This window comes from Caulobacter sp. D5 (genome assembly GCF_003185805.1).
Taxonomy (GTDB): domain Bacteria; phylum Pseudomonadota; class Alphaproteobacteria; order Caulobacterales; family Caulobacteraceae; genus Caulobacter.
The window spans coordinates 1-13,017 of the sequence record NZ_QHJY01000003.1; the positions used below are offsets into that span (position 1 = coordinate 1).

The 13,017-nt window shown below is 70.6% G+C and carries 9 protein-coding genes; 8 read left to right on the forward strand and 1 reads right to left on the reverse strand.

Features of this window, described 5'->3' with window-relative positions:
* The 3 genes from DMC18_RS00175 to DMC18_RS00185 form a co-directional block, all read left to right on the forward strand.
* Window positions 1-2,334 (forward strand): TonB-dependent receptor (locus DMC18_RS00175; protein WP_110132598.1); only part of this gene is annotated, 2,334 nt, incomplete at its 5' end.
* Window positions 2,335-2,359: 25 nt separating this feature from the next.
* Window positions 2,360-3,880: an alkaline phosphatase gene (locus DMC18_RS00180; RefSeq protein ID WP_110132599.1), complete on the forward strand. Its 1,521-nt coding sequence runs from the start codon at window positions 2,360-2,362 to the stop codon at window positions 3,878-3,880.
* 102 nt (window positions 3,881-3,982) lie between these two features.
* A complete protein-coding gene (locus DMC18_RS00185) occupies window positions 3,983-5,071 on the forward strand; it encodes a helix-turn-helix domain-containing protein (protein ID WP_158285808.1) in 1,089 nt (362 codons plus the stop codon).
* A 3-nt stretch (window positions 5,072-5,074) separates the two neighbouring features.
* On the opposite strand, the gene DMC18_RS00190 is transcribed toward DMC18_RS00185, so the two are convergent.
* Entirely contained in the window at window positions 5,075-5,500 is a 426-nt protein-coding gene (locus DMC18_RS00190; RefSeq protein WP_233248019.1) for a DUF2322 family protein, read from the reverse strand.
* An 85-nt stretch (window positions 5,501-5,585) separates the two neighbouring features.
* Between DMC18_RS00190 and DMC18_RS00195 the strand changes: the two genes are divergently transcribed.
* From DMC18_RS00195 to DMC18_RS00215, 5 genes are all read left to right on the forward strand, one after another.
* A complete protein-coding gene (locus DMC18_RS00195; protein ID WP_110120700.1) occupies window positions 5,586-6,266 on the forward strand; it encodes a response regulator transcription factor in 681 nt (226 codons plus the stop codon).
* Window positions 6,253-7,614 carry a HAMP domain-containing sensor histidine kinase gene (locus tag DMC18_RS00200; RefSeq protein WP_110132600.1) on the forward strand — a complete coding sequence of 454 codons (1,362 nt, stop codon included), beginning with the start codon at window positions 6,253-6,255 and terminating at the stop codon, window positions 7,612-7,614. The genes DMC18_RS00195 and DMC18_RS00200 overlap by 14 nt, the downstream gene beginning before the upstream one ends.
* Window positions 7,615-8,268, forward strand: coding sequence for a response regulator transcription factor (locus tag DMC18_RS00205; protein WP_110132601.1), 654 nt, complete (start codon window positions 7,615-7,617; stop codon window positions 8,266-8,268).
* 194 nt (window positions 8,269-8,462) lie between these two features.
* The gene (locus DMC18_RS00210; RefSeq protein WP_110121483.1) at window positions 8,463-11,690 is read left to right on the forward strand and encodes an efflux RND transporter permease subunit; all 3,228 of its coding nucleotides are present in this window, start codon (window positions 8,463-8,465) and stop codon (window positions 11,688-11,690) included.
* Window positions 11,683-12,867 carry an efflux RND transporter periplasmic adaptor subunit gene (locus tag DMC18_RS00215; protein ID WP_110121482.1) on the forward strand — a complete coding sequence of 395 codons (1,185 nt, stop codon included), beginning with the start codon at window positions 11,683-11,685 and terminating at the stop codon, window positions 12,865-12,867. The genes DMC18_RS00210 and DMC18_RS00215 overlap by 8 nt, the downstream gene beginning before the upstream one ends.
* Window positions 12,868-13,017 lie beyond the last annotated feature (150 nt).

Consider the following 13,017-nt stretch of genomic DNA (forward strand, 5'->3'; position numbering starts at 1 on the left):
CGCCAGGCCGACATCCAGCTGCTCTATGCGCCCGCTCTGGTGCGCGGCAAGCGCGGGGCGGCGGTGGCCGGCGCCCGCACCCCGGCCGAGGCCCTGGAACGCCTGCTGGCCGGCACCGGCCTGAAGGCCGTCGCCACCGGCGAGCGCACCTTCACCATCACCGCCGCCGCCGAAGAGCGCGCCGAGGTCAGCCAGCTGGAAGAGGTGGTGGTCACCGCCCAGAAGCGCTCGGCCGCCATCCAGGACGTGCCGATGGCCGTCGCCGTGGTCGAAGGCGCCGACGCTTCCCGTCGCGGGATCACCAGCGTCACCGACCTCGTCGACGAGGTGGCCGGCCTGTCGGTGAACTACGCCTTCGGCGGCACCAACTACGGCCTGATCAGCATCCGCGGCATCGGCGGGGCCGACGACTACAAGCCCAACGGCAATCCGTCCGTCGCCCTGCATGTCGATGGCGTCTATCAGACTTCCAACGCCTATCTCGGCATGCCGCTGTTTGATCTGGACCGCGTCGAGGTGCTGAAAGGCCCGCAAGGCACGCTTTATGGCCGCAACACCACGGCCGGCGTGATCAACGCCATCACCCGCGGTCCCGGCAAGGACTTCGAGGGCTCGGCCCGCGTCGAATACGGCAGCTACGACTACACCGAGTTCGAGGCCTCCGCCGGCGGTCCGGTCAGCGACAACCTCGGCGTCCGCATCGCGGTGCTGGCGCAGAACGGCGGCGGGTTCATGACCGGCGCGGGGGCCGGCACACTGGCCGGCTACCAGCCGTCGGTGCGCGGCGTAGTCCAGACCCAGGTCCCGGCCCTGACCGATCCCGGCCGCCGCGAAGGCTTCGGCGACAAGGATCTGTTCGCCGCCCGCGCCACCATCGACCTGGCCTTGGCTCCCGAGACCGACCTGACCATCAAGCTGTTCGGCAGCCGCGACCGCGGCGACACCCGCCAGTACGACCGCATCGCCCGCAGCCAGGACGCCACCATCGCCAACGCCGGCGAGAACGCCGATCCCTACGAGTTCTATTCGACCGGCTATCCGACCCAGAGCATCGACATCTACGGCGGCTCGGCCACCCTGGCCCATCGCGTGAAGGAGAACCTGAACTTCACCGCCGTCGGCGGCTGGCAGGGCTCGACGCGGTCGATCCAGGGCAACGGCGACGGCTCGCCCTACCCGGCCTCGTACTTCGACGCCGACGAGAAGCTGAGCCAGGCCTCGCTGGAGCTGCGCCTGGCCGACGACACCGGCGGCAAGGTCGACTGGATCGCCGGCGCCTTCTACGTCACCGACGAGGTCAAGTTCGACACCAACTGGATCAGCTACACGGCCCTGACCGTCTACGACAACCTGCACAAGCAGCAGCGGTCCAGCCTGGCCCTGTTCGGCCAGGTCGACTATCGGCCGATCGAGCGCCTGCAGATCTCGGCGGGCCTGCGCTACACGCGCGACGACGCCGACTACAAGGGCAGGAACGTCGACCGCAATCCGTGGGGCATCAGCACCTTCACGACCACCTTCGCCACCACGGCCAACTTCTCGTGGGACGAGACCTTCAACGACGACAACGTCTCGGGCCGCCTGACCGCCAAGTACGACGTCACCGACGACCTCAACGTCTTCGTCTCGGCCGGCACCGGCTATCGCGGCGGCGGCTTCGACGGCACCTCGATCTTCACCGTCGCCGAGACCAAGCCCTTCGCGTCCGAGACCGTGAAGGCCTACGAAGCCGGCCTGCGCTGGACCACCGGCCGCGTGCGCCTGTCGCTCGACGCCTTCCGCTATCGGTTCAGCGAGCTGCAGGCCACCACGCGCCTGGCCAACGACACCAACGGCCGGGCCAATGTCGGCAAGGCCAGCAGCGAGGGCTTCGAGGTCGGCCTCAACGTTCAGGTCCTGCGCAGCGAGCGCCAGAGCCTGCAACTGGACGCCAACGCCACCTGGCTGGACACCGAGGTGCTGTCGTTCAGCTCCAACCGCGTGGCCGACGTCCTGGCGACGGTGGGCGATCCCCTGCCCGGCGCGCCGGACGTCTCGGCGACCCTGGCCCTGAACCACGTCCTGTTCCTGGACGGCGGCTGGAACCTGCGCAGCCGCCTGGGCGTCACCCACCACGGCGAGGAGAGCAACCGCCTCAACGCCCTGCCGGGCAATACCGCCCAGCCCTACACCCTGGTCAATCTGCGGATGGAGCTGGCGACCCCGTCGAACTGGACGCTCTATGCCTACGGCAAGAACATCACCGACGAGGTCTATTTCCCCGAGCTGAACGGCGCGGCCCGTCTCGTGGGGGCGCCGGCCACCTGGGGCGTCGGCGCGCGGTTCGACTTCTGATGTCGTAAGCTGAAGGAGGCCCGCCATGTCCCATCTCACCCGCCGCGGCCTGGTCGCCGCCTCGGCCGCCCTGGCCCTGGCCCGCGCCGACGCCGTGCTGGGACTGGAGATAGACCGCAGGGCGGGCCTCGATCCCTTCGCGCTCGGCGTCGCCAGCGGCGACCCGAGCCTCGACGGCTTCGTACTGTGGACCCGGCTCAGCGCCGATGGCGCGCCGCTGGACGCGCCGTCCGTGCCGGTGAGCTACGAAGTCGCCGAGGACGCGGCCTTCGCCCGGATCGTGCGCAAGGGCCGGCGGGCGGCGTCGCCCTCCCTGGCCCACGCCGTGCACGTCGAGATCGCCGGCCTGCGCCCCGGCCGGCCCTATTGGTACAGGTTCCACGCCCTGGGCGCGGTCAGCCCGGTCGGCCGCACCGCCACCGCGCCGCGCCAGGCGAGCCGGGCCAGGATCGCGGCGACCTCGTGCCAGCACTTCGAGCTCGGCTGGTTCACCGCCTACCGCGACCTTGTCGCCGCCGCGCCGGACCTGGTCGTCCAGCTGGGCGACTACATCTACGAGAACAGCTACGCCCAGTTTCCCAAGGTTCGCGCCTTCGACGGCCCCGAGCCCACGGACCTGGAGGGCTATCGCCGCCGCCACGCGCTCTACAAGTCCGATCCCGACCTGCGCGAGGCCCACCGCCTGCTGCCCTGGGCGGTGACCTGGGACGACCACGAGGTCGAGAACGACTATGCGGATCTGGCCAATCTGAAGGCGCTGGAAGAACCGGTCTTCGCTCGCCGTCGGCAGGCCGCCTACCAGGCCTATTTCGAGCACATGCCGGTGCGCCCCAGCCTGTGGGCGCGGCCCGATGCGCCCAGGCTCTATCGCCGCCTGGCCTGGGGCGATCTGGTCGGCCTGCCGATCCTGGACGGCCGCCAGTACCGCTCGGCCCAGGCCTGCAACGCCCCGCGCCAGGCCGGCAACCGTCCGCGCCGTGATTGCGTCGAGCTCGACGCGCCCGACCGCACCATGCTCGGCGCCGCGCAGGAGACCTGGCTGGCCGACGGCCTGAAGCGCGAGACCGCCCGCTGGACCCTGCTGGCCCAGCAGACCCCGATCGCGCCGATCCAGACGCCGGAGGGCGTGATGTCCGACCAGTGGGACGGCTATCCCGCCGCCCGCCGCCGGCTGATCGGCGCCCTGACTCAGCCGGCCGTCCGCAACCCCGTGACCCTGGGCGGCGACATACACGCCTTCCTGGTCGCCGACCTGCATGCGACGCCTGAACGGCCGGAGACGCCCGTGGTCGCCACCGAACTGGTGACCACCTGCCTGGCCGCCAGCCACGCGCCGCGCGCCCGCTACGGCGAGGCCCGCGCCCGCAATCCGCACCTGCGCTTTGCGGATATCGAGCGGTCCGGCTACCTGCTGCTGGACGCACAGCCCGACCGGCTGGAGATCGACCTGCGCGCGGTCTCCGACCAGGCCGATCCCAACGGCAAGACCGCCAGCCTCGCCCGTTTCGTCGTCGAAGACCGGCGGCCCGGCGTACAATCGGCTTGAGACACCGCTGATGGGATGCAGTTTGAGACACCTGGTCGAAAGACCGAGGTTCAGACCGCGCTAGAAGGGTTGGCCGACAGCTTGGCCACGGGGATTCAACGCATGAACGGCGCCCAGGATGATCGTCTGCCGCATCTGGCGGCCCGCATCGGCGCCGACTACGCCGACAGTTTCGCCGCCTGCCGCGAACTGCTGGCGACGATGTTCGAGCTGGAGGCGCCCTCGCCCGCGGCGCGCGCCGGCTACGTCATGGACTTCGCCCTCTACGACTACGGTCCGATCAAGCTGGGCATGTCGCAGGCCCCGGCGTCGATCATGGTCCGTAGCCCGCAGACCATCGCGCGGACCGGCGTCGATCACTTCCACGTCCAGTTCTATCGGGCCCACGGCTTCATCCTGACGCTGGACGGGGCAGAGCGACAGGTGAAGCCGGGCGACGTCTGCATGCTCGACCTGTCCTGCCCGGCCGCCTTGCGCACGGACGGGATCGACAACCTGTCCGCCATCGTCGCTCGCGACCTGCTCCTGCCGCTTCTGGCGGACGCGGGCGATGTTCACGGGCTGGTGCTGCGCCGCGACAGCGAGGCCGGCGTCGCCGTCCGCGAACACCTGGAAGAGATGTGGCGGCAGGGCTCGAGCCTGACCCTCGCCCAGGGACTGGAATGGAGCCGCGCCACTGCGGCCCTGCTGGCCGGCGTCGTGCGGGCCAACAGCCAGAGCCGCGCGGCGACCCGCGCCGAGCTGCGCAAAAGCCAGTTCCGGGCCATCTGCCGGCGCATCGACAGGGAGATCGGCGACCCCGACCTTGGCCCAGCCGCCCTCGCCGCCCAGTTCTTCGTGACGCGTCCGACTCTCTACCGCATGTTCGAACCGCACGGCGGCATCGGAAAATACATCCTCGGGCGCCGGCTGACCGGCGTGTTCCGCGACCTGTCGGACCCGTCCCAGGCGCGCGAGCGGATCGCCATGGTCCTGCGTCGCTGGGGGTTCGAAAGCCACACCGCCGCCGGACGCGCCTTTCGCGCCGCCTACGGCGTCACGCCGTCAAGATGCCGGTCCCAGGCGCTGGACCTCCACAGAACCGGCAGTCTGGCCGGCGAGACGGCCTTCGACATCCCGCCCGAGATGCCGGCGAACATCAGGGCGTTCCAGAACGCCGCCGAGCCGAACGCGCGCGGGACATCGGCCTAGCGGTCAACCGCCGACGGCGACGACTTCGATGCTCAGCGGAGCGCCGCCGGCGGCGATGGCGAGCAGGCGATCGACATTGGGATGCGCGCCCGGACGCTCGCGCGCGTCCGCCGTGTGCTCGGCGAACACGGCCAGACCGTGCTCGGCCGCCTCCGCATCCAGGGCGCCGAAGCGCTGCTTCAGATGCTGGTAGACGGCCAGCGAGCCTTGCTTGCCCGGCTGATTTTCGATGCTGGCGACCACCGCTCCATGGGCGTCGACCAGATCGATGCGCTCGACGCCGTCGATGGCCGGCAACTGCTGGAGATTGTCCTTGAAGGTCGCGCCCGGTTGAATCATCGCTTGGTTTTCTTGAATTCCTGAAGTCGTCGCGCGGGCCTCTAGCACCCCGCGCGGACGTCCGCCATGCGGCGCGTCGTAGATCGCCACTTCATCGTCCAGCACCGACCGCACGGCGAAGGTCGCCCGTCGGCGCGCTTGAGGGGCGCGGCGGGAGGGAGTAGTGCGGGACCAGATGCCCAAGATCCTCGCCATCGAAGACGATCCGAGCACCGGCCAGGAGATCGTCGCCGAGCTGGAGCAGCACGGCTTCGAGGTGGAGCTGGTCGCCGACGGCCGCCAGGGCCTGATCCGGGCGGCCAGCGGCGACTTCGACGCCGTCACCCTGGACCGCATGCTGCCGGGCCTGGACGGGCTGGCCATCGTCACCGTCATGCGCGGCGCGGGGGTCGAGACGCCGGTGCTGATGATCAGCGCGCTGAGCGACGTCGACGAGCGGGTGAAGGGCCTGCGGGCCGGCGGCGACGACTACATGACCAAGCCCTTCGCCTCCGAGGAACTGGCCGCGCGGCTGGAGGTGCTGCTGCGCCGCCGGGCCAGCGCCCCCCGCCAGACCACGCTGACCGTGGCCGACCTTGTGATCGACCTGCTGGCCCGCACCGTCCATCGCGGCGGCGTCGAGATCCGGCTGATGCCGACCGAGTACAAGCTGCTGGAGTTCATGGCCCGCAACTCCGGCCAGGTGCTGACCCGGACGATGATCTTCGAGGCGGTGTGGGGCTATCACTTCGATCCGGGCACCAACCTCATCGACGTGCACCTGGGACGCCTGCGCAGGAAGGTCGACCGGCCGGGCGCGCCGCAGCTGCTGCATACGGTCCGCGGCTCGGGATACGCGCTGCATGCGCCCGCGTGAGCTCTGGCGGGCCAGCCCGTTCCGCCTGACCCTGCTGAACGGCGCGGTGTTCGCCGTGGCCCTGGTCGCCCTGCTGGGCATGATCTACTGGCGCACCGCCGGCTACATCACCCGCCAGCTCGACGCGATCATCGTCAGCGAGAGCACCATGCTGGCCAACGGCCCGGCCGACACCCTGCCCGAGCGGGTGCGGGCCGCCGTGGCCGCCGACGGCCGGGCGATCGCCTATTACGGCCTGTTCTCGGCCGACGGGGTCTGGATCACCGGCAATGTCCGCCGCCTGCCGGCCAACGCCGAGGCCGACAATCGGCCGCGCACGCTGAACGAGCCCGGCCTGCAACCCGGCGCGCGGGGCCTGGTGCGCCGCCTGCCGTGGGGCGAGCAGCTGTTCATCGTCCACGACGCCAAGGTGCTGACGGGACTGCGCGACATCATCGTCAACGCCCTGATGGTCAGCGGGGCGCTGATCCTGCTGCTGGGCCTCTCGGCCGCCGCCCTGCTCAGCCTTCCCGCGCTGCGCCGCGTCGAGCAGTTGCGGGTCGCCAGCCGCGCGGCGCTGGCCGGCCGGCTGGGCGTGCGCCTGCCGGTGTCGCACCGCCGCGACGAGATCGACATGCTGGCCAGCCTCGCCAATGGCATGATGGACGAGACCGAGCGCCTGCTGTGGGAGGTCAAGAGCGTCGGCGACAACGTGGCCCACGACCTGCGCACGCCGCTGAACCGGCTGCGCGCGGCGCTCTACCGCGCCACCCAAGACGCAAGCCCAGACGAAGCCGGCCGGCGCGAGATGATCGAGCGAGCTCTGGAGGAGACCGACGAGCTGCTGGTGCGCTTCCGCGCCCTGACCCGGATCGGCGAGATCGAACGCCGCGACCGCCAGGCCTGTTTCGAGGCGGTGCGGCTGCAGGACGTGCTGGAGCAGGTGTTCGAGCTGCACGACCCGGCGGCCGAGGAGCTGGGCGTCGCCATCGAGACGCGCTTCGCCCCCGAGGCCCCGGCGGTGTTCGCCGATCCGGCCCTGCTGTTCGAGGCAGTCAGCAACCTGGTCGACAACGCCTTGAAGTTCACCCCGCGCGGCGGGCGCGTGACGCTGCGGCTGCTGGCCCTCGACGAAGGCCCGCGCATCGAGGTGGTCGACAACGGCCCCGGCGTGCCGGAGGGCGAACGCGAGGCGGTGCTGAACCGCTTCTACCGCTCGCAGCGCACGCTGGAGCAGCCGGGCTCGGGCCTGGGCCTCAGCATCGTCGCCGCCGTCGCCCGCATGCACCACTTCACCCTGTCGCTGGAGGACGCGCAGCCCGGCCTGCGGATCGCCATCGACTGCTGGCCGCGCGGGCTCGAGGCCTAGATGCGGCTGCTGCACGCCAGCCATCGGCCGCGCGACCTCTACCTTGCCCGCGCCCTGATCCAGGCCGGCCATGTGGTCGAGAGCCTGGGCAGCCTGGACGACGCGGCCAGCGCCAGCGCCGGCGAGGACTATGACGCGGTGCTGCTGGAGGTGGCCGCCCCGGCCGACGCCCCGCTGGCCGCCCTGTCTCGCCGGGGCGAGCGGGCCCTGCTGGTGCTGATCGCCGACCAGGCCTCGCCCGCCGCCCGCACGGCCGCGTTGAGGGCCGGAGCCGACGCCTGCCTGACCCGGCCCGTGCACGTGGTCGAACTGGAGGCGCGCCTGACCGCCCTCGCCCGCCTGGCGCCGACGCCAAGTTCGGCGGTCGCGACGGGCCTGCGGTTCGACGCCGCCGGCCGCAAGGTCGTACTCGGCGAGTTGAGCCTCGTCCTGCCCAGCCGCGAATACGCCCTGCTGGCCTACATGGCCGACCATGCCGGCCAGGTGCTGAGCGCCGAGCAGATCCTCAAGCACGTCTGGGGCGAAGGCGACGATCCGCGCCCCGAGCGGGTGCGCACGGCGGTGGCGCGCCTGCGCCTGAAGCTGGAGGCGGCGTTCGGACGGCCGCTGCTGGCCACGTTGCGCGGCCACGGCTACCGGCTGGACATCGGATAGGCGCCCGCCCGGCTTTTCAGCCGCCGAGCTTCAACATGACAGGATTTTCATCTGCCCGAGACGGCAGGTTTAGGCGGGCGGGCGCATCACCCGGCGGCGCAGCTTGAGTACGCGCAGATTCCGCGCGCCCGGCCCCTCCCCCCGGACGCAGGGCGCGCGGGATCGTCCACTGCTGCAAGTCCGGAGCAGGCCGCTTGAACGCTATCGTCCGCATCGCCCTGCAACGCCCGCTCACGTTCATCGTGATGGCGATGCTGATCCTGATCTTCGGCGTCCTGGCGGCCCTCGGCACGCCCACCGACATCTTCCCCGAGATCCGCGTGCCGGTGATCGGCGTGGCCTGGCAATATGCCGGCCTGTCGCCGCAGGAGATGTCGGGCCGCATCGTCACGCCCTACGAGCGGGTGCTGTCGACCACGGTCAACGACATCGACCACATCGAGAGCCAGTCGCTGCCCGGCATCGGCGTGGTGAAGATCTACTTCCAGCCAGGCGTCGACATCCGCACGGCCACCGCCCAGGTGACCTCGATCTCGCAGACGGCCGTCAAGCAGATGCCGGCCGGCACGACCCCGCCGCTGATCATCAACTACAGCGCCGCCACCGTGCCGATCCTGCAGCTGGCCCAGTCGGGCAAGGGGCTGTCGGAACAGAAGCTGTTCGACCTGTCGCAGACGGTGGTGCGCCCCAACCTGATCAGCGTGCCCGGCGCGGCCATTCCCTATCCGTACGGCGGCAAGGTCCGCCAGATCATGATCGACCTGGATCCGGTCGCCCTGCAATCCAAGGGGCTGTCGGCGCAGGACGTCTCCAACGCCCTGGCCGCCCAGAACCAGATCCTGCCCGCCGGCACGATCAAGATCGGCGCCTTCCAGTACAACGTCCGCCTCAACGACGCGGCCGAGACGATCGAGGAACTGAACAGCCTGCCGATCAAGACGGTCGACGGCGCGACGATCTACATCCGCGACGTCGGCCAGGTGCGCGACGGCTCGGCGCCGCAGACCAACGTGGTGCACGTGGACGGCGCGCGGGCGGTGCTGTCGACGATCCTGAAGAACGGTTCGGCCTCGACCCTGGCCATCGTCCAGGGGATCAAGGACCGCCTGCCGGCGCTCAAGGAAAATCTGCCGGACGACTTCAAGATCACGCCGCTGAACGACCAGTCGCTGTTCGTGAAGGGCGCGATCGAGGGCGTGGTCAAGGAAGGCGTGATCGCCGCGGCCCTGACCAGCCTGATGATCCTGCTGTTCCTGGGCAGCTGGCGCTCGACCGTGATCATCGCCGTGTCGATCCCGCTGGCCATCCTGGCCGCCATCGCCGCCCTGTCGGCCATCGGCCAGACCCTGAACATCATGACCCTGGGGGGCCTGGCCCTGGCCGTCGGCATCCTGGTCGACGACGCCACGGTGACCATCGAGAACATCAACTGGCACCTGGAGCAGGGCAAGGACGTGCGCACGGCCATCCTCGACGGCGCGGCCCAGATCGTGGTGCCGGCCTTCGTCAGCTTGCTTTGCATCTGCATCGTCTTCGTGCCGATGTTCATGCTCAAGGGCGTGGCCGGCTTCCTGTTCGTGCCGATGGCCGAGGCCGTGGTCTTCGCGATGATCGCCTCGTTCATCCTGTCGCGCACCCTGGTGCCGACCCTGGCGATGTATCTGCTCAAGCCCCACGCCACCGAGCGCCTGGACTACGAGCACGCGGCCGAGCACGGCGGCGCCGGCAAGCCCTCGCGCAACCCGCTGGTGCGCTTCCAGCGGAGCTTCGAGACCGCCTTCGGCAAGCTTCGCGAAGGCTACAGGGCCCTGCTGGTCATGGCCCTGGGTTCGGGCCGGGTGTTCATCATCGGCTTCATGGTGGTGGTCGTGGCCTCGTTCGCCCTGACGCCGTTCCTGGGCCGCAACTTCTTCCCGACGGTGGACGCCGGCCAGATCACCCTGCACGTCCGCGCGCCCGTCGGCACACGCCTGGACGACGCCTCGCTGCTGTTCGGCCAGGTGGAAGAGGCGATCCGCAAGGTGGTGCCGGCCGACGAGGTGGGCTCGATCGTCGACAACATCGGCATCCCCAACAGCGCCATCAACATGGTCTACAGCAACTCCGGCCTGATCGGTCCGCAGGACGGCGACATCTTCGTGGCCCTGAAGACCGAGCACGGCCCGACCGCCGGCTACGTCAAGAAACTGCGCGAGGAGCTGCCCCGCCAGTTCCCCGGCGCGACCTTCTCGTTCCTGCCGGCCGATATCATCAGCCAGATCCTCAACTTCGGCGCCCCCTCGCCCATCGACCTGCAGATCTCCGGCCCCAACGCCGCGGCCAACCGCGCCTACGCCGCCAAGATCCTGGCGCGGCTGAAGACCATCCGCGGCCTGGCCGACGTGCGCCTGCATCAGCCCGAGGGCGCCCCGCAGCTGCGGGTCGACGTCGACCGCTCGCGCATGGCCCAGCTGGGCCTGACCGAGCGCGACGTGACCAACAGCGTCGTGGCCTCGCTGGCCGGCAGCTCGCAGGTCTCGCCGACCTTCTGGCTGAACCCCAAGAACGGCGTGTCCTACCCGATCGTCGCCCAGGTTCCGGAATACCGCGCCGGCTCGTTGTCGGACCTGAACGGCATTCCGATCACCAGCACCGCGGCCAATGCGCAGCACGCCCAGATGCTGGGCGGCCTGGGCGTGATCAAGCGCGACAGCGCTCCGGCCGTGGTCAGCCACTACGACATCCAGCCGGTGCTCGACATCTACGCCACCCCGCAGGGGCGCGACCTGGGCGCGGTGACCGCCGACATCAACAAGGTGCTCAAGGACCTGGCCAAGGAGCGCCCCAAGGGCGCGACGGTCGCCCTGCGCGGCCAGATGGTGACGATGAACGCCGCCTTCTCGGGCCTGGGCTTCGGCCTCGTCGCCGCGATCGTGCTGATCTACCTGCTGATCGTCGTGAACTTCCAGTCGTGGCTGGACCCGTTCGTGATCATCACCGCCCTGCCCGCGGCCCTGGCCGGCATCGTCTGGATGCTGTTCGCCACCGGCACCACCCTGTCGGTGCCGGCCCTGACCGGGGCGATCATGTGCATGGGCGTGGCCACGGCCAACTCGATCCTGGTGGTCAGCTTCGCCCGCGAGCGGCTGGAGGCCACCGGCGACGCCCTGACCGCCGCCATCGAGGCCGGCTTCACCCGCTTCCGCCCGGTGCTGATGACCGCCCTGGCCATGATCATCGGCATGGCGCCGATGGCCCTGGGCCTGGGCGAAGGCGGCGAGCAGAACGCGCCGCTGGGCCGGGCCGTCATCGGCGGCCTGATCTTCGCCACCACCGCCACCCTGCTGTTCGTGCCCGTGGTCTTCCGCCTCGTCCACGGCCGCAAGACCGCCGACCAAACCGTTCCCGCCGGACCGACCACCGGAGCATCGTCCCATGCCTGATCAACAAGCTGCTGCTCCCGCCAAAAGCGCGATCTCGACCCGCCGGCTGAAGCTGGCCGGCGCCGCCGGACTGGTCCTGGCCGCCGTGGTGGTGGCGGGGGGCCTCGCCGCCCGCGTCCACGCCGACCAGTCGCTGAAGACCTGGACCCACGACCAGGCCATCCCGACGGTGGCCCTGGCCCCGGTGGCCGGCGGCGGCCATGCAGACCTGGTGCTGCCCGGCGACGTGCAGGCCTTCTACACCGCCCCGATCCACGCCCGGACCAGCGGCTATCTCAAGCGCTGGTACGCCGACATCGGCCAGCGGGTGAAGGCCGGCCAGGTGCTGGCCGAGATCGACACGCCCGACCTCGACCAGCAGGTGCTGCAGGCCCGCGCCAACCTGGCCACCGCCCAGGCCAACCAGCGGCTGTCGGCCCTGACCGCCAAGCGCTGGGAGGGGCTGGTCGCCCAGGACGCCGTCTCCCGCCAGGAGGCCGACGAGAAGACCGGCGATCTGGCCGCCCGCAACTCGGCGGTCAACGCCGCCCAGGCGGACCTTGCCCGCCTGCTGGCCCAGCAGTCGTTCAAGCGCATCACCGCGCCGTTCGACGGGGTGGTCACCGCCCGCAACACCGACATCGGCCAGCTGATCTCGGTCGGCGGCTCGGCGGATGCGGCGCTGTTCACCGTCGCCGACCAGCACCGCATGCGGGTCTATGTCAGCGTGCCGCAGAACTATTCGGCCCTGGTGCATCGCGGCCTGAGCGCGCAGTTGAGCGTGCCGGAATATCCGGGCCAGACCTTCACCGCCTCGGTGGTCAACGACGCCCAGTCGGTGGGCCGCAACGGCGCCATGCTGGTCGAGCTTCAGATCGACAATCCCGACGGCCGCCTCAAGCCCGGCGCCTACGCCCAGGCGGCGTTCAAGCTGCCGGCCGCGACGACGACGACGCGGATCCCCGCCACGGCGATCCTCTTCAAGCACGGCGGCCCGACCGTGGCCGTGGTCGGCGGCGACGGCCGCGTGAAGGTGCGCACCATCGCCATCGTCCGCGACCTGGGAACCGAGGTCGAGATCGGCGCGGGCCTGCAACCGGGCGAGCGCGTCATCGACAATCCGCCCGAGGCCTTGTCCGACGGCGATCTCGTGCGGGTGGCCGGTGCCGCCCAGGGAGCGGCCCATGCGAAAGGCTGAGGCGCGCGCCCTGCTGCTGGTCTCGGCGGCGGCCTCGATCCTGGCCGCCTGCGCCAGCGCTCCGGCCTATGTCGCGCCGAGCGTCGCCGCGCCGGTCGCCTTCAAGGAGACCGGCCCCTGGACCCCGGCCGCGCCGGCCGACGACCAGCC

Coding starts and splice junctions, on each gene's coding strand:
- DMC18_RS00180 (WP_110132599.1), top strand. CDS start 2,360: ATGTCCCATCTCACCCGCCGCGGCCTGGTCGCCGCCTCGGCCGCCCTG.
- DMC18_RS00185 (WP_158285808.1), top strand. CDS start 3,983: ATGAACGGCGCCCAGGATGATCGTCTGCCGCATCTGGCGGCCCGCATC.
- DMC18_RS00195 (WP_110120700.1), top strand. CDS start 5,586: ATGCCCAAGATCCTCGCCATCGAAGACGATCCGAGCACCGGCCAGGAG.
- DMC18_RS00200 (WP_110132600.1), top strand. CDS start 6,253: ATGCGCCCGCGTGAGCTCTGGCGGGCCAGCCCGTTCCGCCTGACCCTG.
- DMC18_RS00205 (WP_110132601.1), top strand. CDS start 7,615: ATGCGGCTGCTGCACGCCAGCCATCGGCCGCGCGACCTCTACCTTGCC.
- DMC18_RS00215 (WP_110121482.1), top strand. CDS start 11,683: ATGCCTGATCAACAAGCTGCTGCTCCCGCCAAAAGCGCGATCTCGACC.